Below are 20,399 nucleotides of genomic sequence, written 5' to 3' on the forward strand. Positions count from 1 at the left end.
CGATGGTCCGGCGCGGCTCTTGGCGAGCCGGCCGTCGGAAGAGAGGCGTCAGCGCTCCGACCAGGGCGGGGTCGGATGGCGCGCCTCGGCGGCGGCGAGGTCGTCCGGGAACACCGTGACGTGCTCGCCGTCCTGGATCTGGAGGACGAGGCTGCGGATCGGGTTCTGGTTCTGGAAGCCGTCGTCGTCCTCGAAGGTCACGGTCGTCACCGGAGTCTCGAGGTCGGTCTCCTCGAGCGCTTGGCGCACCGCCTCGCGGTCCGTCGAGCCCGCGCGCTGCAGCGCGTCGGCGGCGACCCTGAGCGCGAGATAGCCTTCGGCCTCGTAGAAGGAGGGCTCGGAGCCGGCCTTCGCCTTCAGGTCCTCGTAGAGCTGCTGGGCGCCCTCGTACTGGACGTCCTTGCTCCAGCTCACGACGGTCGCGACGTTCTCCGCGAGATCGCCCACCTGGTCGACGAAGCTCGGCAGCGCCGCGGCGGTGTCGATGGCGATGGCCTCGGCGTCGAGGCCGACCTCCTTCATCTGGCGCGTGATGGCGACGCCGTCCTCGGCGTAGGAGACGATGTAGAGAATGTCCGGATCCTCGGCGCGGAAGCGGTTGAGGATCGGACGGAAGTCGGTGACGCCCTGGTCGTAGGACTGGTCGGCCACGATCTCGTAGCCGCGCTCCTCGGCGAGCTCGCGGCCGGTCTCGGCGAGCGAGGTCGGCCAGGCGCCGTTGCCGTAGAGGAAGCCGATCGTCTCCAGCGGCACGTCGGGATGCGTCTCGCGAAGAAAGTCGAAATAGTCGAAATACGCGTTCGCGACGATCGAGGAATTGTGCTTGGCGCGGAAGACCCACTCCGACCCCGGCTTGGTGATCGAGTTGTCGGCGCTGCCGAGCACGACGAGCGGCACCTCGCGCCGGGTCAGGAACTGCGCCATCGGGCCGGTGATCGAGGAGGCGTAGGAGCCGATGATCAGCGGCACGCCGCGGGAATCGAGCTGCTCGGCCGCTGCCAGCGCGCTCTGCGCCTCGGACCGGTCGTCCTGCCAGACGAGCTCGAGCGGCTCTCCGTTGACGCCGCCCGCGGCGTTGATCTCCTCGAGCGCCAGCTCCATGCCGGTGCGATAGCGCTCGCCGAAGGTGGCGAAATTGCCGGACAGGCTGTTCACGACGCCGATCTCGACCGCCTGCGCCGGGACGGCGGCGGCGAGGGTGGTGGCCGCGAGAGCCGCTGCGATGCCGTATCTCATGCTTCCTCACCTCGTCTTCATTGGTTGCGGACCGTGGTGCGCACGTCGCCGTGTCCGTTCGGTGGGTCGAGCCTCGACCATCGGCGCCGGGGTAGGCCACTGCGAAAATGCGCCGAACGGCTATGCGCGGGATGCACGGCGGCCGACTGAACGGCGTCTCGGCTGGCCCATGCGCGCCCCCTGCGCATGGGCCGCGAGGGGCGGCCTGGGCAAAGCCTCACGTCCCGTCTCGCAGCCGCGCCCTCTTGCGGGATCCCGGCGAGCGCCCGACGCTTCACGGCCCATGCGCGAGAGGAGACCACGATGCCGAACGTCCCGGCGGACCCGTTGAACGGCATGAGCCTCGCGGAATTCGGCGCGGCTCTGCGCGCGGGCCGGACGACCAGCGAAGCCTTGACGCAGGCCTATCTCGCGCGGATCGCCGCCCTCGATCCGCGGCTCGGCGCCTACCAGCACGTCGCCGCCGAGAGCGCGCTCGCGAGCGCGCGGGCCATCGACGCGCTGCTCGCCGCCGGCCACGATCTCGGGCCTCTGATGGGGGCGCCCGTCGCGATCAAGGACCTGTTTGCGGTCGCGGGCATGCCGACGACGGCGGGCTCGCGGCTCGACGTCTCGGACCTCGTCGGCGCGGAGGGACCGCTCCTGCATCGCCTGCGGGAGGCGGGCTGCGTGATCCTCGGCAAGGTGAAGACGGTCGAGTTCGCGCTGGGGATCACCGGCGTCTCGGCGGCGCACGGCACGCCGGTCAACCCGTGGGATCTCGGGACGCCGCGGGTGCCGGGCGGGTCGAGCTCGGGATCGGCGGTGGCCGTCGCGGCGGGCCTGTGCGCCTTCGCGCTCGGGTCCGACACCGGCGGCTCGGTCCGCGTCCCGGCGGCCTTGTGCGGCGTCTTCGGCCTCAAGACGTCGCCCGGCGTCCTCCCGACCGAGGGCGCCTTCCCGCTCGCGCCGCATCTCGACACGCCCGGATGGCTGACCCGCTCCGCCGAGGACGCGGCGCTCGTCCATGCGGCGGTGCTCGGGGTGACCCCCCCGCGACCCGTCGACCTGGCGGGGCTGCGGATCGCGACGCCGACGGACTACCTCTTCGACGATCTCGATCCGGCCGTCGCGGCGGCGATGGAGGACGCGACGGAGCGCCTGCGCGCGGCGGGCGCGCGCCTCGAGCCGGTGCCCTTCCCCGAGGCGGCGGAGCGCGAGCGCTATTTCCCGACCGTGCTTCCGGCCTGCCTCGCGGCGAGCCTGGGCCGCGCGCGCATCGAGGCCGACAGCCGGCTGATGGACCCCGTGATCGCGCGGCGCGCGCTGTCGGGCCTGGACGTGCGGGCCGCCGACTATCTGGCCGCCGAGGCGCGACGCGCCGCCCACCTCCGGGCGGCCCTCGCGCGCTTCCGACCTTTCGACGTCGTGCTCTCGCCGACGACCGCGACGCTCGCGCCCACCATCGCCGCGCTCGAGGACGTCGAGGTCGGCCTCGCCTACGCGATGCAGATGACCCGCAACACCCAGCCGGGCAACTATCTCGACCTGTGCGCCGCGAGCCTGCCGCTGCCGGTCGCGCCGGGCTCGCTCCCGGTCGGCCTGCAGCTGATGGCGCCTCCCCGCGCCGAGCGGAGGCTTCTCGGCGTAAGCCTCGCCGTGGAGACGCTGCTCGGCTCCCCCGCCCTTCCCCGGCTCGGCTGACGGGGAGGGATCCGGATCCCCGCCTCGCCCCCGGCGGGCCCGAACGCCATCCGGATCTGCGCTTCCGTGCCCTGAACGCGCGCTTGACATGGCCGATCGCCCGCGGAACCATCTGTATACAGGTCTGCATGTAGCGGCGCCCGCATGCTCGCCGGTCAGGGCAGATCCCCGGCGCCGGCGAGGGCGTGCGGCGGGCGCGAGGGGAAGGATCCAGCCGATGAACACGATCTCCGGCGCCGAGGCGCTCGTCCGGATGCTCCAGATCCACGGCGTGGAGGTGATCTTCGGATTGTGCGGCGATACGAGCCTTCCGTTCTACGACGCTCTTCATCGGCTCGACCACGGCATGCGGCACGTCCTCACCCGCGACGAGCGCTCCGCCTCCTACATGGCGGACGTCTACGCCCGCGTGTCGGGACGGGTCGGGGTCTGCGAAGGTCCGAGCGGCGGCGGCGCGACATACATCCTGCCGGGCGTCGTCGAGGCGAACGAATCCTCGATCGCGCTCCTGGCCATCACCACCGACATCGGCGTCGGCTCGCGCGGGCGCTTCGTGCTCACCGACCTCGACCAGAAGGCGCTGTTCGCGCCGCTGACCAAATGGAACGAGGTCGTCACGACGAGCGCCGCCCTCCCGCGCGCGGTGCGCCGTGCCTTCCGCGAGATGACGACGGGGCGCTCCGGCGCGGTGCATCTGGGTCTGCCCTTCGACGTCCAGAAGAACCCCGTGGACGAGAGCGAGATCTGGGGCGACCCGCTGCTCGGCGGCTTTCCCTCCGAGCGCCGTCGGCCGCCGCCGGAGCCGCTCGCCGCGGCCGCACGGGCCTTGGCCGAGGCGAAGGCGCCGCTCATCCTGTGCGGCGGGGGACCGGTGATCTCGGGCGCGCGCGCGGAGGTGACCCGGCTGGCGGAGCGGCTCGGCGCCGTCGTCGCCACCTCCATCTCCGGCCAGGGCGCGATCCTCGACGACCATCCGCTGGCGCTCGGCGTCGTGGGCTCGAACGGCGGCTGCGCGGAAACCCGCGCCGTCCTCGACGATGCCGATCTCGTCGTGTTCGTGGGCTGTCGGGCCGGGTCGGTGACAACGGAGCGCTGGCGTCATCCGCGGGCCGGCCGGAAGATCATCCACATCGATGCGGATCCCGGGGTCGTGGGCGCCAACTACGACGCCGAGATCGCTCTCGTCGGCGACGCGAAGGCGACCCTCGGCGCGCTCGCGGTCGAGCTGGAGAGCGTCCTGTCGGGCGACGGCCGCTCCGGGAGCGCCGCGCGCGAGGCCGTGGCGCGGGCGAAGGAGGCGAAGTTCGCCCGCTTCGCCGCGCTCGCCGCCCGGGACGAGGCGCCGATCCGTCCCGAGCGCGTGATCCGGGAACTCTCGGCGCTGCTTCCGAAGGATGCCGTCGTCGTCGCGGATCCGGGCACGCCCTGCCCCTACCTGTCGGCCTACTACGAGCTCTCCGACGCCAACGGACGGCTGATCTCGAACCGCGCGCACGGCGCCCTCGGCTATTCCCTGCCGGGCGTCCTGGGCGCCTACTTCGCCCGCCCGCAGTCCAAGTGCGTGGCGGTGATGGGCGACGGCTCGTTCGGCTTCAATGCCGGGGAGATGGAGACGCTCGCACGGATCGGCGCGCCGATCACGCTCGTCGTGCTCTCGAACGCCGCCTTCGGCTGGATCAAGGCGGGGCAATGCTCGGGCTTCGGCGAGCGGTACTACTCGGTCGACTTCAATCGCACGGATCACGCCCGCGTGGCGGAGGCCTTCGGGCTGAAGGCTTGGCGCGTCGAGGACCCCGCGGATCTGCGCACGGCCTTGAAGGCCGCCCTCGAGCACGGCGGACCGACCCTCGTCGACATCGTCGTCCAGCCCCTGCACGAGGCCGCCGCGCCCGTCACCGAATGGATCGCCTAGGCGGCGCTCCGCGGCGCCGGTATCGGCCGACGCCCCCCGACGACACGAATCCGGAGGAGAACACCCATGGGCTCACGTCACAGGACACTCTCTCATCTCACCCGCCGCGACGCGATGGCGCTGGGGCTCGGGGGCGCGGTCGCCGCCTCGGCCCTGTTCCGGACGACGAGCGTGCTCGCGCAGTCGAACCTGCAGTGGGGCTCGTCCTCCGTGGGGTCGACCGGCTACGTCATCATGGAGGGCCTCGCCTCCATCGTGAACCGTCACTCCGATCTGCAGAACACCTCGATGGCGACGAGCGGCGGCGCGGAGAACATGCAGCTCTTCAAGGAGGGCGTCATCCAGTTCGGCCAGACCACCTCGACGGACTGGCTTCCGGCGTTCAGCGGCCGCGCGCCCTATCCGGAACCCATCGAGGTGCACCAGATGTTCGCCTACACGCTGTTCAACTGCACCCCGATGGTGCGCGCGGACAGCGACATCCAGACGATCGAGGATCTGGTCGGGCGCCGGGTGATGCCGTCGCCCGCCGGCTCGTCCACGGCCGTCCTGTTCGAGGTCCTGTTCGAGGCCGCCGGCATCCTGCCCGAGGTCGAATGGACCTACGGGTCCTGGCGCGAGACCTACGACGCCCTGCGAGCCGGTGCCGTGGACTGCATCCCCTCGCTGCTCACCAACGGACGTCCCGCGCCGATCATGACCGAGCTGATGTCGACCCAGCCGGTCCGCATCCTGCCGATCTCCGAGGAGCTGATGCGCCGGGCCGGCGCGATCAACGGCGGCGCACGCCCCGGCGTGATCCCGGCCTACACGATCGAGGGCGCGACGCAGGACATGCGCGCCGCGTCGTTCTCCGGCGTGCTGGCGGCGGCTCCGGAAGTTTCGGAAGAGGTCGCCTACACGGTGATGAGCGCCGTGTTCGACAACCTCGAGGAGGTCCGCTCCCTGGGCGTGCAGTTCCAGGACATCGATCCCGCCTTCGGCGCGGCCAACCTCGTCGACGGGTACCCGGTCCACAAGGGCGCGGCGCGCTTCTTCAAGGAGCGCGGCCTGTGGCAGGACGGCATGGTCGAAGCCGAGTGACGCGAGGCCAAACCCGGCGCGGGCCGCTCGTCCCGCAGGATCGCCGCCGCGCGTGCGGCGGCGATCCCCGACTTTCGGAGTGACCATGACAGCGTTGGCGACGCGCGCCGCGACGTTCTTCACCGACAGCCGGGGCGATCCTCGGCTGATCGTCCTGGCGGGCGTCGCGGCCCTCGTGTTCGTCGCGGTCCACGTCGTCCAGATCTTCGACTTCTATCTCCCCTCGGGACAGTTCAAGATCGTTCACGTAGGGGGAACGATCCTGCTCCTGATGCTGGTCGCGGCCGCGCACGCGCGCGCGGCGGCCTCGCGCATCGTGCACCTCGGCCTCGCCCTCGCGGCGGCGGTCGTGATCTGGTACGTCCTCGTCGAGCATCAGGCCCTCACGCGGCAGAGATCCTTCCTGCCCAACGATACCGACCTCGTCGTCGCGCTCGTCCTTCTGGCTCTCGCCATCTACGCCTCGCTCCGCGAGTGGGGCTGGGTCGTGTCCACGATCGCCGTCGTCGGGCTGCTCTACGGCTATTTCGGCCAATGGATGCCCGAGGGCCTCCTCCATCACGGAGGGCTCACGTTCAAGCGCCTGGTCGGCTACACGTCGATCCCCTATTTCCAGGGGCTTCTCGGCGGGCTGTCGGAACTCTCCGGAGGCACGATCTTCCCGTTCATGATCTTCGCCGCCGCGCTCCAGGCGACGGGGTGCGTGACCTTCATCATGCAGATGGCGTACCGGATCGGCGGACGCACGCGGGCGGGGCCCGCCCAGATCGCCGTGATCTCGTCGGGGTTCATGGGCATGGTCTCCGGCTCGAGCGTCGCCAACGTCGCCTCGACGGGCGCGCTGACCATCCCCTTGATGAAGAAGGTCGGCTTCAAGCCCGAATTCGCGGGCGCGGTCGAATCGGTCGCCTCCACCGGGGGCCAGATCACGCCGCCGGTGATGGGCCTCGCCGCGTTCCTGATCGTGGGAATGACCGGCATCCCCTATGGCGAGATCGTGCTCGCCGCCGTATTTCCGGCGGTCATCTTCTACGCCTACCTGATGATCGCCGTTCACCTCCGGGCCCTGCGATTCGACCTCGACGCGTCCGAGCAGACGACGCTCGTCGAGGAGTTCGCGAGCCCCGATCCGGTGCTCGTCTCGTGCCTGAAGCATCTGCACTTCTTCATCGCGACGGCGTATCTCGTCTGGATCCTGCTCGTCGAGAACATGCCCGGCCGCGCGGCCCTCGAGGCGACAGGGCTCATCCTCGCCCTGTTCGTCCTGCGCGAGCTCGCGCTCTCCTGGCGCGGCCTGCGCGCCGTCCTCGGCAACACCCTTCGGCTGATCGGCACGGTGGCCTCCGACGGCGCCCTGCGGGGCGCGCAGGTCGCGGTGGTGGTCGCCGTGATCGGCGTGCTCGTCGACATCCTGGCCGTCACCGGCTTCTCTCAGAAGCTCTCCTTCTTCATGCTGGAGCTCGCCGGCGGAAACCTGGCGCTCCTCCTCGTCGTCGCCGCCGCGGCCTGCCTCGCCTTCGGTCTGGGGCTGCCCACCTCCGCCGCCTACATCCTCGTCGCGCTGCTCGGCGCGCCGGCGCTGGTGCAGCTCGGCGTGCCTCTGCTCGCGGCCCACATGTTCGTATTCTTTTTCGCAAACATCTCGGCGATCACGCCGCCGGTGGCGATCTGCTGCCTGGTCGCGGCGAAGATCGCGCAGGGGTCGTTCTTCAAGACGAGCTTCATCGCCGTGCGGCTGGGACTGCCCGGCTTCATCCTGCCCTTCCTCTTCGTCATCCATCCCGAGATCCTGGGGATCGACGCGGGGCCGCTCGAGGCGGCGTTCGTCTCGATCCTGGCGCTGCTCGGGGTGGCGACCCTCAACGTCGTTCTCGAGGGCTACCTGCTGCGGCCGCTCGCGATCGCGGAGCGCATCCTCCTGCTGCCGGCCGCGTTCGGGCTCATCCATCCGAGCCTCTGGGCCTCGCTCGTCGGCATCGCGCTGCTCGCCGCCGTGGCGGCGCGGCAGTGGCTCGCGCGGCGACCCGCCGTGCGGACGTGAGCCGAGCGCGCGCCCCTCAGCGCGCGAAGGCCGGCGACGTTCCCGGAGCGACCAGGACGACCGCCCCGCCCAGTTCCACCGGAAGGCGCAGCGCCCGCTCGTCGCGCGAAGCGGGATGGGCCGGCGCGGCCCCGCCCGCGGCCATGATCGCGGCGCTGTCCTCCGGGTTCGGGGCGCCGAGTGCATAGCCCGCGATGACGGGCAGATCACGCGGCGTGCTCGCCGCACCGCCTTCGAGGGCGCGCGCGTCCGGCGCGAACACGAGCGTCCCGCGATCGAGAGACACGATCCAGCGCTCCGGATCGAGCCGGCGGGGAGCCCGGTCGAGGAAGCGCGCGAACCGGTGGGCCGCCTCGGGAGGATCGGCGACGGCGACGAGGACGGCTTCGAGGGAGACGATGCCGTTGCGGTGGACGAGCCAGCGGTCCTGCCAGACCAGGGCCTCGGTGTGGTGGGTGAGGATCTGGATCCGTCCCTCCGGCATCGTCTCCGGCGCGACCCGCAGGACCGAGAAGCGTGCCTGCGCCGCGCGGCCGTCCGCGTCCGCCACGTCCCGGGTGAGATTCACGACGGGATCGGGCGCGAAGCCCGCGCCGGCGAGGCGCGCCGCGGCGCGGTCGGCGTCGGCGACGCTCATGGCGAGGAGATGCACGCCCGTGTAGCGCGACAGGGCGGCCTCGAGGCGGCGGGCGAGCGGCGTGTCGCTCGCCCGCGTCAGGAACTCGAGATAACCGTTGCGCAACATGGCGCATCGGTTCGCCGTGCCGGCGGGGATCATGCCGGCGGGCGTGCGGTTGCGCTGCTCGGTGTAGGGCGTGAGCGTGAACCCGAGCCTCTCGAGGGCGGCCTCCGCCGCGCTCATGTCAGGCACGAAGTGCGCGAGATGGTCGAGGAAGACCTCGTCTCGCGTCGGGGTCTGTCGCGCGAGGGGCACCGTCCTCATCCCGCGATCGCCGCGCACGGCCGGCGCGGATCGGCGGCGCCGAGCACGAGCCCGTCGTCCGCCCGGCTCTCGACCGCGCACACGGCGCCGGCGCGCCAGTCCCGAGCCGCCCAGGTCTCGACCCGATGTCCGCGCGCGGCGAGCGCCTCCGCGACGCCCTCCCCGATTGACGCCTCGAGGCGCACCAGGCCGGGAGCGTAAGCGAAGGGAGCGAACGATCCGGGAAAGTTGAAGCTGGCGAAGCGCGGAGCCTCGACGGCCTCCTGCAGGGACATGCCGAAATGGACGTGGTTCAGCAGGAATTGCAGCATCGCCTGGCTCTGGACGTCGCCCCCGGGCGTGCCGAAGGGCATGATCGCGGCCTCGCTCGCCAGCATGGCGGGATTGGGCGTGAGACGCGGGCGCTTGCCGGCGCGCGCGCCGGCGGGATGGCGCGGGTCGGGGCGCGACTGGCTGCCGCGCGAGGAGGGGACGATGCCTGTTCCCGGAACCACGGGAACATCCCAGCTGCCGTCGCTCGGCGTCGCCGAGAAGGCGTTGCCGTGTCGGTCGACGACTGCCACGTAGGACGTGTCGGGCGCCGGCCGGGGGTCGTGGCCGGGCAGGCGATCGGCCCCGTTCGCGGCGCTCTCCAGCAGCGGCTCGGGCATGCGTCCCGGGGCCCGGTCGCGATCCAGCCCGGACACGCGCGCGCGGGCGTGCTCGCGCGACAGCAGCCGCTGCAGCGGCACGTCCACGAACAGAGGATCGCCGAAATGATATTCGCGGTCGGCGAAGGCGTTGTCGAGCACGCCCAGGATCAGATGGATGTATGCGGTCGAGTTGTGCGCGAGCCCGTCGAGGTCGATCTCATCGATCTGTCGCAAGGCCATGGCGAGCACCGGCCCCTGGCACCAAGCCCCGCAGACGTGCAAGGTGCGGCCGCGCCAGGGAACGGACACCGCCGGCTCGACCCGGCAGCGGAAGCGGGCCATGTCCGACTCGTCGAGGAAGCCTCCCTCGCGGCGCACGAAACGCACGATCTCCCGGGCGACGTCGCCCCGGTAGAAGGCGCGGCGTACCGCGGCGAGACCGGCGGCCCGATCGCCCGAAGCTGCCGCCTCCTCCGCGCAGAGATAGTCGAGCGTGCGCGCGAGATCGGACTGGACGAAGCGCGCGCCGAGGGCCGGCGGCCCCCCCGCGGGCAGGAAGACGGCCGCGCTCGAGGGCCACCGCGCGTATCCGGCCTGGTGCTCGACGATCGTCCCGCGCATCAGCGCATGCGTGGCGAAGCCGTCCCGCGCGTAGCGCAGAGCGGCCTGCGCCACCTCGCGGAACGGCATCGTTCCGAAGCGCTCCAGGGCGGTGAGCCAGGCGTCGACGGCGGCCGGCGTGACGATGCGCTCGACGCCCTCGGGAACGGTCCCCCCGCGGACCTCGAGGAAATGGCGCTCGGGCAAGGACGCCGGCCAGACGCCCAGCCCGTCGATGGTGACGGGCTCGGGGTCGTGCGCCATGCGGATCATGATCGGCGCGACCCCGCCGATGCCGACGAGGTCGGGCTGGACGACCCCGAGCGCCAAGCCTGCCGCGCAGCCTGCGTCGACGGCGTTTCCGCCGGCCTCGAGCACGGCGAAGGCCGCGCTCGTAGCCAAGTGATGCCCGGCTGAAACGGCATGGCGCGGGCCGGCGATCATCGGCGCCCCTCCTCGGTGCTCCGGCGCAGCCGCCCTGCGCCATGGCCCCGGACGTCCTTCACCACGTCGCGGCGACCTGAGGATAGTTCGATCCGCCCCGCTTGCCCACGGCGCGCAGACCAATCGCGTATTGGCCCCGCTCCGCGGATCGACGTTGCCGAGATCCGCCCGTGGGCGTGGCGTCGACTTGGCGCACGGCTCACGCCTGCGGCCGATGCGCTCGTCGCCCGGCGCGACGGGGGGGCGTTTTCGGCCCGCCTGCGCGCCCTCGAGCCGCGACGAGGATGTAGGCGCCGCTCGCGACGATGATCAGGGCGCCCGCCCAGACCCAGGCGTCCGGCAGGTGACCGAAGACGAGGAAGCCCAGGAGCGTCGCGCCGACGAGCTGGAGATAGGTGAAGGGCGAGACGAACGGCGCGGGGGCGAGCTCGAAGGCTCGTCCCATGCAGTAGTGGCCGAGCCCGCCGAACAGGCCGAGGCCGGCGAGGAGGGCGACGTCCGCGGCCGTCTCGGGCGTGCGCCAGACGAAGGGGAGCGGGAAGCTGAGCAGAACGAACCCGGTGATGGCGACGTAGGTGATCGAGGTGTCGGCCGGCTCGCTCGCGGCGAGCTTGCGGGAGAGCAGCTGATACAAGGCCGATGCCGTGGCGCTGCCGAGGACGAGCAGGGCCGCGAGATCGATCGCATGCCCGGGCCGGATGACGATCAGCGCCCCGGCGAACCCGACGGCGACCGCCGTCCAGCGACGCAGGTCCACCCTCTCCCCGAGGACGGCCGGCGCGAGGGCGGTGACGATGAAGGGGGCGGTGAAGCTGATCGCGGCCGCCGTCGTCAGGGCGATGTCGCTCAGCGCGGTGATGTAGATCAGGGTCGCAGCGCACAGGAGGCTCGACCGGAGCAGTTGCATCCGCCAGCGGCTCGTGCGCAACAAAGCAGCGCCCCGGCGGGGCGCGAAGGCGACGAACATGTAGACGAAATGGCCCGCGTAGCGCGCCCACGCGATCTGGAGAACGTGGTATTCGCTCGTGAGGTACTTGGCCGACGCGTTGAGCAACGGCAGCGAGATCGCGGCCAGGATCATGTAGACTACGGCTCGTCCGAGATCGTCGGCTCTCCCGGCTTCGGCGGTCGTCACCGCTGCGCCTCCTCCTCCCGGAGCGGCTCGTCGAACAGGACCTCCGTTCCCGGCACGTAGAGGTTCGAGTAGCCCTCGCGTACGGCCGCCACGATCTGGTCCATGCGCCTGGCGACGTGGGCGTGCATCGCAGCCTCGGCCGCGTCGGCGTCGCGCCGCTCCAGGGCCGTCATGATCAGGGTGTGCTCGCCCTTGGTCTGCCTGACCCGGGAGGCCATGTCGGCCCAGCGCAGATACCGGATGCGCTCGTTGATGCGGTCCAGGTCGCGGACGAGCTCGCCGTTGCCGGTCAGCGCGGCGATCCCGATGTGGAAGGCCTCGTCCTCCTCCGTCACCTGACGCACGGTCTTGCCGACATAATCGAGTCCGGGGACGTAGAGGTCGCGTCTGAGCCCGGCGATCGCCTCCTCCGAGGCGCGCTTGCAGGCGCTGCGCACCGCGGCGACCTCGAGGATCGCCCGGAGTTCATAGAGCTGGAAGACGGTCTCCGGGTCGAGCGCGCGGCAGTAGAAGCCTCGGCCCGGCTGGAAGGTGATGAGCTGCTCGGCGACGAGCCGGTTCAGCGCCTCCCGCAACGGTGTTCGGCTCGCATCGAGCTCCCGCGCCAGGGCGACCTCGTTCAGTCGCTCGCCCGGGCGTATTCGGAAGTCGACCGCCATCTGCTTCAGCTGGCGGTAGAGGGTCTCGACCCTGCCCTCGCTCATTCGTCCCATCCGAATCGACGCGTGCCGCGGTGCCGCCGCACCTCTCCATTTTGCTGTATACAGAGGCGTGTGCAAAGCGCAAACCGAGGCGGTCGGAATTCTCCTTCAGCGGCGCGCGGCCCATCAGGCGCACGTCGCTTCGTGCTCCCGGCAGGCGAGCTTCGCCGAGAAACGGGGTCGAGAAGCTCAGAACGCAGTTCGCACGAATCTCGTCCACATACGGCCCGAAGCTCGTCCCATCAATCGCGGCGCACCCGTCGGCGCGCCGCGTTTTCAGAGCGTGAGCCGCTCGGCGATGCTGAGCGCGGTCTCGATCTCAATGCCGAGGAGGGCATCCGGCTTTCGACGCGTCCGTTTCGCGGCGATGCTCGCCGGCTCATTTCGGACCCATCAGCAGGTCGGGCAGGAAGAGACTCAGCTGCGGGAAGGCCGCGAGGCAGGCGAGAACGACGAGTAGCGGAATGAAGAACGGCAGCACCGCCCGGACGATATCCTCGATCGGAGTCTGCGCGATCCTGGAGGTAACATAGAGCCCGATCCCGAGCGGCGGCGTCGCGATGCCGAGGATCAGCGACATCTGCAGCACGATGCCGAAGTGAACCCGGTCGATGCCGTAGGCGTCGACCAGCGGCAGCAGTATCGGCACGAGCAGGAGCTTGATCGTGATCCCGTCGATGAAGCACCCGAGCAAAAGCACGGTGACGGACACGACGAGGAGGAACATTCCGATCGACTCGACCCGGCTCGGGATGCCGCGCGCCAGATCCTGCGGGATCTGCTCGATGGCGAGCAGCCAGCCCATGGAGCCCGCGAACCCGATGATGATCATGATCATCGAGGTGATCAGCACGGTCTCCGTCAGCGCCTTCGTCAGCGCCTCCCAGGTCAGCGTACGAAAGATCGCGCCGAGCAGCAGGACGTAGCCGGAGGCCAGCACGCCCGCCTCGGAGGCTGTGGTCGTCCCGGTGAGGATGCCGCCCATGATGATCGCCGGAGCGACGAGCGCCGTGGCGCCCGAGAGTGTCTGCCGCCAGATCTCGCGCGGGCGCGCCCGTTCCTGCCGGGGGAACTCCACCCGGATCGCCAGGATCCGGTTGAAGATCATCAGCGCGATCGCGACCAGCAACCCCGGCACGATGCCGGCGAGGAACATGCGCGCGACCGACGTATTCGACAGGAAGGCGTAGACGACGAGGGGGACCGAGGGCGGGATGAAGGGCGCGACGATGGCCGAGACGGCGGTGATCGCCGCGGCGAAGGCGGGCTTGTAGCCGCGCTTGCGCATCGCCTTGATCTCGACGGCGCCGAGCCCGGCGATGTCGGCCACCGCCGCGCCGGTGCCGCCGGCGAGCAGGACCGAGGCGAGGACGTTCACCTGCGCCAGACCGGCGCGGAAATGGCCGACGAGTGCGTTCGCCAGGTTGAAGATGCGCTCGGTGATCCCGATGGCGTTCATCAGGTTGCCGGTGAGCACGAAGAAGGGAATCGCGAGCAGCGAGGCGTTGCCGGCGCCCTCCAGCACCTTCATCGGCACGATCCAGAGCGTGTTCGCGAAGCCGGCGGCGACGAGCGCGCCCAAAACGGCGATGCCAATCGCCATGGTGATCGGGGTGCGCAGCGCGATCAGCGCGAGGAAGGCGGCGAAGAGCGCGACCGCGGTCATGGGCGGACCTCCCGCGGCGCGCGGGCCCGATCGGCGTCACGCGCCTCGAGCGCGGCGCGCTCGGGGTTCGCGAGCGCGCGGACGGCGTCGCGCAGGTCGAGCAGGAACTGGCAGGCGATGAGGAAGCAGGAGACGAAGAGCGGGATCGACAGCCAGTAGCGCTGGATCCCGACGAGGTCGATCACGCCGACCTGGCGCGGGATCAGCGTCGGCGCCTGGGCGAGGATCGTCCCGAGAAGGCCGAGCGCAAGCAGGTCGACGAGGACGCGCACGCTCGCCCGCGCGCGTCCGGGCAGGCGCCGCACCAGCACGTCGACCGCGACGTCCTGGCCCCGACGATAGATGCAGAAGAAGCCGAGAAAGATCGTCCAGACGAAGAGCACGCCCGTCCACGGAAACACCCAGATGATCCCAAGGTCGAGGACGAGCCGCGAGAGAATATTGGCGAGGTTGATCGCCAGCATGGCGAAGAGAAGGCCGTTGGCCGCCGCCAGGAAGATCCTGTCGGCGGCCGCGAGGCCCCGGTCGAGGAGCCGCCACATGGCTCAGTTCGCAGGGCGCGAGGCGTCGACGGCCTGCAGGAAGCCCTCGGGGAGCGATCCCTCGGCGTCCATCTGACGATAGAGCTCGGCCATGCGGGCGACGAACGGGCCGGTGTCGATCATCGAGTAGGTCACGCCCTCCTCGCCCATCCGCGCGAGCGACTCCTCGGCGACGCGATCGGTCTCCGCCGCGAATTCCGCCGCGACCTCGTCGTAGGCCTCGATGATCTGGCCGCGCGTCTCCTCGTCGAGCCCGTTCCAGGCGGCCGCGTTCGCCATGAAGGCGAGGCCCTGGGGATACTCGTCGTGGCGGGTGATGTGCGGCGCGACCTCGTAGAAGCGCATCGGCTCGACGAGCGCGACGGGGCTGTTCACCGCCTCGACGATGCCGCGGCCGAGGGACTCGTAGACCTCCGTCCAGGCCAGGGTGCGCACCTCCGCGCCGAGATGCCGCCAGGCGGCCGCCGCGAGCTCGTCCGGATGCAGGCGCAGCTTCAGGCCGGAGATGTCGTCGAGGCTCTCGATGGGCTTGGCGGAGACCATCACGCGGTAAGGCCCGCGCACCATCTTGGTCGAGTCGCCGATCACGGTGATCCCCGCCTCGTCCTCGATGGCCTGGTGCCAGCCCTCGACGAGATCCGTCGCCATGAAGCGGGCCCAGTGCTGCCGATCCTCGAACAGGAAGGGCGCGCTGACGAACTTCATCTCCGGCACCCACTTCTGCAGGTAGGAGGAGCCTTCCGGGTACATGTGCACGGTGCCGAGCTGCAGCTGCTCGAGGATGGCGTCGTCCTTCCCCAGCTGCTCGTTGGGGTAGACCTCGACGGTAATCTCGCCGCCGGTCTTGTCGGCGATGCGGTCGGCGACGGCCTGGAAGATGCGGCCCTCGATCGAATCCGCGGGCATCTTGTGCGCCATGCGCCAGGTTTCCGCCTGCGCCGTGCCGCCGGCGAGCAATGCGGCGCCGGCCACGAGCGCGAGAAGCGTGCTCTTGCGGGTCATTCTTTCGTCCTCCCTGTGGTTTGGGGAGCCGCGGCCGGGGTTCCCTTGCTCTCGTCCGCGGCGGGTCCGATCAGCGCGCGGCCATGACCTTGGCCGTGGCGCCCGAAATTTCCGGCAGCTTCTCGCCGGCGCGTAGGCGCTCGAGCAGCGTGAGCTCGCGCTCCTGCATGCCGATCGCCCGCTCGGCCACGGTCTCGATCTGGCCGGGCTTGAGGAAGAGCACCCCGCTCTCGTCGGCGAGCACGGCGTCGCCGGGCTCCACCGCGCAACCGCCGACGCTCACAGGCACGTTCATCGCGCCTTCGAGGCCGAGCAGCTTCGTCGTGATCGGCGACGGACCGCGACACCAGATCGGCATCTCGCAGCGGCGGATCTCGTTGAAGTCCGTCGCCGGACCGTCGATCACCGCGCCGACGACACCCGCGAGCTTCGCCGCGTTGGTAACGACGCCGCCCCAGCAGGCGTGCCTCGCGTCGCCGGCGCGATCGATGACGAGGAAGTCGCCCGGGCGCACCAGCGCCAGCGCATGGTGCAGCAGCGTCGAATCCGCTCCGGGGATGCGCAGCGTCACCGCGGTGCCGGCGACGCGCGTCTCCGGCAGCACGCCGCGCAGCGCCGAGTCCGCGAACTGGCTGTGCAGGAAATGCCCGACGGTCGCGGTCTCCACCTGCTCGAGCAGGCGCACGAGACGGGGCTCGATCTGGCGGGGAAGGTCTCTGATCTCGAACACGTGCAGCGCCTCACAGAACGTGGTGATCGGCGACAGGGACGTTCTGGCGAACGCGGGCCTGGTATTCGGCATCGACGCGCGCGACGGCGTGGCCCGGATGGTCGCCGACCTGGGCGACGACGTGGCCCCAGGGATCGATGATCATGCTGTGGCCGTAGCAGGCCTTGCGGCCGCCGGCATGCGTCCCGATCTGGCCGCTGGCGAGAACGTGCGTCTGCGTCTCGATGGCGCGCGCCCGCAGCAGGACCTCCCAATGGTCCTTGCCGGTCATCAGCGTGAAGGCCGCCGGCAGCACGATGAGGTCGGCGCCGCGATCGCGCAGGGCGCGGAACAGCTCCGGGAAGCGCAGGTCGTAGCAGATCGAGCAGCCGATCGTATAGCCGCCGCAGGAATAGGTGACGATGTCGCGGCCGCGCGAGATCGTCTCGCTCTCGCGATGGCTGACGCCGCCGGGCACGTCGACGTCGAAGAGGTGGATCTTGCGGTAGCGCGCGATCTCGCGGCCCTGGGGGTCGAAGACGAGGCTGGTGTTGTAGTAGGCGTCGCCGTCCTTCTCCACGATGCTGCCGCCGTGCACGGTGATCCCGTGGGTGCGGGCGAGCTCGGCCATGGTGGAATAGGCCTCGCCGTCCGGAAAGCGCTCGGCGCTGGCGTGGAACTCGGCCGGGCCGTCCCCGAGGCAGGCCCAGTATTCGGGCAGCACCACGAGATCCGGCTTGTCTTGAGCCGCCTGGTCGACGTGCCGTCGAGCCGCGTCGAGGTTCGCGGCTTTGTCTCCTCGAGAATTCATCTGAACGACGGCGACTCTCATGGACGATCTCCCCTGGGATTGGTTGCGAACATCTTCGCGAGGGGTCGTCCGAGCTGTCAAAAGACAAATTTCTGTCGCCGCGATCGCGTTTGCTTATGCAACCATGCTCACCAGGCGAGAGACGGTTCCTGGGCCGCGCAGAACTCCCGCGCCACTTCCCGGGCGAGGTCGGCGAGGGCGGCAGGCAGGTGTGAGGCGGGGCCGTCCCTGTAGGTCGCCTGGAAGCCGAGCGGCGGGAAGGGCTGGCGCACATCGAGCCGCACCAGCTCTCCGCGCTCGAGCTCCCGGCGCACCACCGTCGGCGGAATCGCCGCGACCCCGATCCCGTCGGCGGTCATTCGAATGATCGTTGCGAGCGAGTTCGTCGAGTAGAAGGTCGTCTCGCCTTCCGGAAAGCGGCTGAAGTAGCGCATCATCGCCTGGTGCGGCTGCGAGCAGCGCGGGAAGGACACGATCGCATGCCGGACGAGGTCACCGATGTCGAGGCGGCGTCCGTGCAGGCCAAGCGCGGGCGAGGCCACCCAGGCGGAAGCGTAGGTGCATAGGTCGATGTCGACGATCTCCGGCCCGCCGACCGGCCCCATGATGAGCGCCAGATCGATCTCGCCGGCGACGAGCATGTCGGCGAGCCTCAGGCTCGTGTCGGCGACGAGCTCGAGGTCGATCCTCGGATGAGTCTCCCGCGAGCGACGGATGAAGTCGATGAGCCAGGTGTGCGAGATCGTGTCGATGACGCCGATCCGTGCGGTGCCGCGCAGCCCGTCGCCGGCCGCCACATCGCGGTAGAACTCCTTCGAGCAGCGCAGCATGCGCTCGGCATGCGCGAGCGCCCGCTCGCCCTCCGGCGTGAGCCGGACGTCGCGGGGCTCTCGGATGAAGAGCTTCACCCCGAGATCGCGCTCCAGCGAGGCGATCCGAGAGGAGACAGCCGCTTGTGTCGCGTGCATGCGCTCCGACGCCAACGTGAAGCTGCGCAGGTGAGCGACCCAGACGAAGGTCTCGAGGAAGGTCAGGTTCATCGCCGCTCGCCTCCGGCCGACAGTGGAGCACCTCGGCGTCGGCCGCGCAACGTGTCACGGCGCTCTGGCTTCCGGCGCGTCCCCGCGCTCTCAGAAAATGTTCGCGCACTCGTACTGGCCGGGCCAGTCCACACCCTCCGCGCCGAGCGCATCAGGCCTGCGCGTCGATTGCGGCCAGTGAACTGATCGTCCGGTCCCGGATACACGACGCAACGTCCGGAATCGGCCCTGACCGGTCGTCCAGGGAGGCCCCGGTCGGCGCAGGCGGGTCATCGAACCGACCATGTCGGCGCACGTGGCGATCTCGGCGGTGGCGCCCGTCCAGACCGTCGATCCGCGCCTCGCGCCGGCCGCTACGCTCTTGAGGCGGGCGCGGCGCCGGCAGCCGCGATGTCCCCCGCCGCGTGCGCCTCCCCGACATGATGATCGATCTCGCGCGCGGCGATAGCCGCATCGATGAGGCGACAGTGGCCGGGCGGGCAGAGGCCGTCCCTGTCGAGAAACGGGCCCATGCCAGCGACGCCTGCGACATCGCTGCGGCCGGTCGCGGCGAACGGTCCGCGAACCGGAGCCGGTCCCGCTCGTTCGCCTCGAGACCCGCCCCGCCGTCCCGCTCGAACCGGAGGTCTCGCGCCCGTGATCCCACAGGAAAGGCCCGCAGCCCCCACGCTCACCGCCCTCCTCGCCACCCTGGCGACGCTCGCTTTCGCGGGGCCGGCGCAGGCGCACGTGAAGTGGTTCGCTCCCTACATCGTCGATGCGCCGCCCCGGGAGATCGGCGCCACGCTGGGGAACGTCTGGTTCTGGGCCGGCATCGCGCTCGTCGTCGCGTTCTTCCTCGCGGCCCGCCTCGTCGAGCGCGCCGCCGTCGGCGAGACCGTCCTTTCGGCCATGGACCGGGCGAGCGATCCCCTGCACCGCCGGCTCGACGACTTCGTGCGCGTGTGCATCGGCGCCTTCTTCGTCGCGGTCTTCGCGGTGGGCGGCGTCTACCTGACGCCCGATCTCCAGACGCCGAACGAATGGGTGTCGTGGACGCAGCTCGCCATCGCCGCCTGCGTCTTCTCGCGCAAGACCATGCCGATCGCGGCGGTGGGCATCCTCGCGCTCTGGATCGTCGCGCTGACGGACTACGCCTTCTTCCACCTGCTCGACTATCTCGCGCTCGGCCTCGGGGTCGCCGGCTATCTCGTGCTGGCCTCCTCCTCGAACGAGAGCCTGCGGGAGCGCCGCTTCGAGACGCTGCGCTGGGCGGTGGCGATCGCGCTGATGTGGTCGAGCCTCGAGAAGTTCGCCTATCCCGACTGGTTCTACCCCCTCGTCGAGGAGCGCCCCTACCTCACCTTCGGCCTGCCGCGGGACGTCTTCATCCCGATGGCGGGCGTCGCGGAGTTCACGCTGGGCTTCGGCCTGATCTGGACGCCGCTCGTGCGGCGGCTCTCGGCGCTGGCGCTCCTCGTGATCTTCACCGCCGCCGTCTATCCGTTCGGGCGCATCGATCTCGTGGGGCATGCCCTGATCATGGCCGTGCTCGTCGCCATCGCCGCCGACCGGGAGCGCCATCCGCACTTCCTGCCCGCGCTCAAGCGCCGGCTCGCGGGCGTGCCGACGGGGCTCGCCGCCGCGCTCGTCGTCATGATCGGCGGGTACTGGGGCACCCACTTCGCCATCTACGGCGAGGACTACCGCGCGGCCGCCGGGCCGGCCTCGGCCGAGCGCATGACGCACGCGCCCAACGCCGAGCATCCGCACGGCGCCGTCGCCCCGCTGGAGCCGCAGCCCCTCGACGCGGACGCGACCGGCTCCATCGCGCCCGGCGTCGATCCCGCGAGCGCCCTCTTCGCGGAGGCGAACCGGCGGATGCACGAGGCGATGACGATCGACCCGAGCGGGGACATCGCGGTCGATTTCGTCCGCGGCATGATCCCGCATCACGTCGGCGCCGTCGCCATGGCCGAGATCGCGCTCGCCCACGGCGAGGATCCCGAGATCCTGGCGCTCGCGCGCGAGATCGTGGCGCACCAGGAGGAGGAGATCCGGCTGATGCGGGACTGGCTCGAGCGCCGGGGCGTCGAGGCGGCGGCGATGCCGGGCGAGCCCGGTCACGACGGGCATGCGCAAGAAGGACATCTGCGCGAGGGCGATGCGCGCGGCGGCCACGCGCACGAGTGAGGCCACCCACGCCGCACCGGCCGAGCCGTCGGCCCGGGCGGGCCGGG

At 70.7% G+C, this 20,399-nt stretch carries 16 protein-coding genes; 5 read left to right on the forward strand and 11 right to left on the reverse strand.

All coding sequences use genetic code 11. The features are described 5' to 3' along the window. Nucleotides 1-48: 48 nt before the first annotated feature. The gene (locus ABL310_RS21710; RefSeq protein WP_349369079.1) at nucleotides 49-1,236 is read right to left on the reverse strand and encodes an ABC transporter substrate-binding protein; all 1,188 of its coding nucleotides are present in this window, start codon (nucleotides 1,234-1,236) and stop codon (nucleotides 49-51) included. A 303-nt stretch (nucleotides 1,237-1,539) separates the two neighbouring features. Between ABL310_RS21710 and ABL310_RS21715 the strand changes: the two genes are divergently transcribed. The 4 genes from ABL310_RS21715 to ABL310_RS21730 all read left to right on the forward strand — a co-directional run bounded on the left by ABL310_RS21715 (nucleotide 1,540) and on the right by ABL310_RS21730 (nucleotide 7,955). Then, nucleotides 1,540-2,919: an amidase gene (locus tag ABL310_RS21715; RefSeq protein ID WP_349369080.1), complete on the forward strand. Its 1,380-nt coding sequence runs from the start codon at nucleotides 1,540-1,542 to the stop codon at nucleotides 2,917-2,919. A 217-nt stretch (nucleotides 2,920-3,136) separates the two neighbouring features. Next, a complete protein-coding gene (locus ABL310_RS21720) occupies nucleotides 3,137-4,831 on the forward strand; it encodes a thiamine pyrophosphate-binding protein (RefSeq protein ID WP_349369081.1) in 1,695 nt (564 codons plus the stop codon). A gap of 66 nt (nucleotides 4,832-4,897) precedes the next feature. Next, nucleotides 4,898-5,914, forward strand: a complete 1,017-nt coding sequence (locus ABL310_RS21725) for a TAXI family TRAP transporter solute-binding subunit (RefSeq protein ID WP_349369082.1) — start codon at nucleotides 4,898-4,900, stop codon at nucleotides 5,912-5,914. An 85-nt stretch (nucleotides 5,915-5,999) separates the two neighbouring features. Further along, nucleotides 6,000-7,955, forward strand: coding sequence for a TRAP transporter fused permease subunit (locus ABL310_RS21730; protein ID WP_349369083.1), 1,956 nt, complete (start codon nucleotides 6,000-6,002; stop codon nucleotides 7,953-7,955). 16 nt (nucleotides 7,956-7,971) lie between these two features. On the opposite strand, the gene ABL310_RS21735 is transcribed toward ABL310_RS21730, so the two are convergent. From ABL310_RS21735 to ABL310_RS21780, 10 genes are all read right to left on the reverse strand, one after another. Beyond that, the gene (locus ABL310_RS21735; protein WP_349369084.1) at nucleotides 7,972-8,889 is read right to left on the reverse strand and encodes a VOC family protein; all 918 of its coding nucleotides are present in this window, start codon (nucleotides 8,887-8,889) and stop codon (nucleotides 7,972-7,974) included. A gap of 5 nt (nucleotides 8,890-8,894) precedes the next feature. Beyond that, nucleotides 8,895-10,574 carry a gamma-glutamyltransferase gene (locus ABL310_RS21740; RefSeq protein ID WP_349369085.1) on the reverse strand — a complete coding sequence of 560 codons (1,680 nt, stop codon included), beginning with the start codon at nucleotides 10,572-10,574 and terminating at the stop codon, nucleotides 8,895-8,897. 199 nt (nucleotides 10,575-10,773) lie between these two features. After that, nucleotides 10,774-11,709, reverse strand: coding sequence for a DMT family transporter (locus ABL310_RS21745; RefSeq protein ID WP_349369086.1), 936 nt, complete (start codon nucleotides 11,707-11,709; stop codon nucleotides 10,774-10,776). Next, the gene (locus ABL310_RS21750) at nucleotides 11,706-12,413 is read right to left on the reverse strand and encodes a GntR family transcriptional regulator (RefSeq protein ID WP_349369087.1); all 708 of its coding nucleotides are present in this window, start codon (nucleotides 12,411-12,413) and stop codon (nucleotides 11,706-11,708) included. Before ABL310_RS21750 ends, ABL310_RS21745 begins: the two co-directional genes overlap by 4 nt. A gap of 376 nt (nucleotides 12,414-12,789) precedes the next feature. Continuing rightward, nucleotides 12,790-14,076, reverse strand: a complete 1,287-nt coding sequence (locus tag ABL310_RS21755) for a TRAP transporter large permease (RefSeq protein ID WP_349369088.1) — start codon at nucleotides 14,074-14,076, stop codon at nucleotides 12,790-12,792. After that, the gene (locus ABL310_RS21760) at nucleotides 14,073-14,618 is read right to left on the reverse strand and encodes a TRAP transporter small permease (protein WP_349369089.1); all 546 of its coding nucleotides are present in this window, start codon (nucleotides 14,616-14,618) and stop codon (nucleotides 14,073-14,075) included. Before ABL310_RS21760 ends, ABL310_RS21755 begins: the two co-directional genes overlap by 4 nt. A 3-nt stretch (nucleotides 14,619-14,621) precedes the next feature. Beyond that, the gene (locus tag ABL310_RS21765; protein ID WP_349369090.1) at nucleotides 14,622-15,620 is read right to left on the reverse strand and encodes a TRAP transporter substrate-binding protein; all 999 of its coding nucleotides are present in this window, start codon (nucleotides 15,618-15,620) and stop codon (nucleotides 14,622-14,624) included. Nucleotides 15,621-15,690: 70 nt separating this feature from the next. Next, entirely contained in the window at nucleotides 15,691-16,350 is a 660-nt protein-coding gene (locus ABL310_RS21770; RefSeq protein WP_349369091.1) for an RraA family protein, read from the reverse strand. A 10-nt stretch (nucleotides 16,351-16,360) separates the two neighbouring features. Continuing rightward, nucleotides 16,361-17,161, reverse strand: a complete 801-nt coding sequence (locus ABL310_RS21775; RefSeq protein WP_349369092.1) for a carbon-nitrogen hydrolase family protein — start codon at nucleotides 17,159-17,161, stop codon at nucleotides 16,361-16,363. Nucleotides 17,162-17,268: 107 nt separating this feature from the next. Continuing rightward, complete coding sequence (locus ABL310_RS21780; RefSeq protein WP_349369093.1) at nucleotides 17,269-18,180, reverse strand: LysR family transcriptional regulator; 912 nt, start codon at nucleotides 18,178-18,180, stop codon at nucleotides 17,269-17,271. 636 nt (nucleotides 18,181-18,816) lie between these two features. Here ABL310_RS21780 and ABL310_RS21785 point away from each other — a divergent pair. Then, nucleotides 18,817-20,352 carry a DUF305 domain-containing protein gene (locus tag ABL310_RS21785; protein ID WP_349369094.1) on the forward strand — a complete coding sequence of 512 codons (1,536 nt, stop codon included), beginning with the start codon at nucleotides 18,817-18,819 and terminating at the stop codon, nucleotides 20,350-20,352. Nucleotides 20,353-20,399 lie beyond the last annotated feature (47 nt).

This window comes from Salinarimonas sp. (genome assembly GCF_040111675.1).
Classification (GTDB): Bacteria; Pseudomonadota; Alphaproteobacteria; order Rhizobiales; family Beijerinckiaceae; genus Salinarimonas.

Bases quoted from the DNA above. Each gene is read 5' to 3' on its own strand.
- ABL310_RS21710 (WP_349369079.1), bottom strand. From the start codon at position 1,236: ATGAGATACGGCATCGCAGCGGCTCTCGCGGCCACCACCCTCGCCGCC.
- ABL310_RS21715 (WP_349369080.1), top strand. From the start codon at position 1,540: ATGCCGAACGTCCCGGCGGACCCGTTGAACGGCATGAGCCTCGCGGAA.
- ABL310_RS21720 (WP_349369081.1), top strand. From the start codon at position 3,137: ATGAACACGATCTCCGGCGCCGAGGCGCTCGTCCGGATGCTCCAGATC.
- ABL310_RS21725 (WP_349369082.1), top strand. From the start codon at position 4,898: ATGGGCTCACGTCACAGGACACTCTCTCATCTCACCCGCCGCGACGCG.
- ABL310_RS21730 (WP_349369083.1), top strand. From the start codon at position 6,000: ATGACAGCGTTGGCGACGCGCGCCGCGACGTTCTTCACCGACAGCCGG.
- ABL310_RS21740 (WP_349369085.1), bottom strand. From the start codon at position 10,574: ATGATCGCCGGCCCGCGCCATGCCGTTTCAGCCGGGCATCACTTGGCT.
- ABL310_RS21750 (WP_349369087.1), bottom strand. From the start codon at position 12,413: ATGAGCGAGGGCAGGGTCGAGACCCTCTACCGCCAGCTGAAGCAGATG.
- ABL310_RS21755 (WP_349369088.1), bottom strand. From the start codon at position 14,076: ATGACCGCGGTCGCGCTCTTCGCCGCCTTCCTCGCGCTGATCGCGCTG.
- ABL310_RS21760 (WP_349369089.1), bottom strand. From the start codon at position 14,618: ATGTGGCGGCTCCTCGACCGGGGCCTCGCGGCCGCCGACAGGATCTTC.
- ABL310_RS21765 (WP_349369090.1), bottom strand. From the start codon at position 15,620: ATGACCCGCAAGAGCACGCTTCTCGCGCTCGTGGCCGGCGCCGCATTG.
- ABL310_RS21775 (WP_349369092.1), bottom strand. From the start codon at position 17,161: ATGAGAGTCGCCGTCGTTCAGATGAATTCTCGAGGAGACAAAGCCGCG.
- ABL310_RS21780 (WP_349369093.1), bottom strand. From the start codon at position 18,180: ATGAACCTGACCTTCCTCGAGACCTTCGTCTGGGTCGCTCACCTGCGC.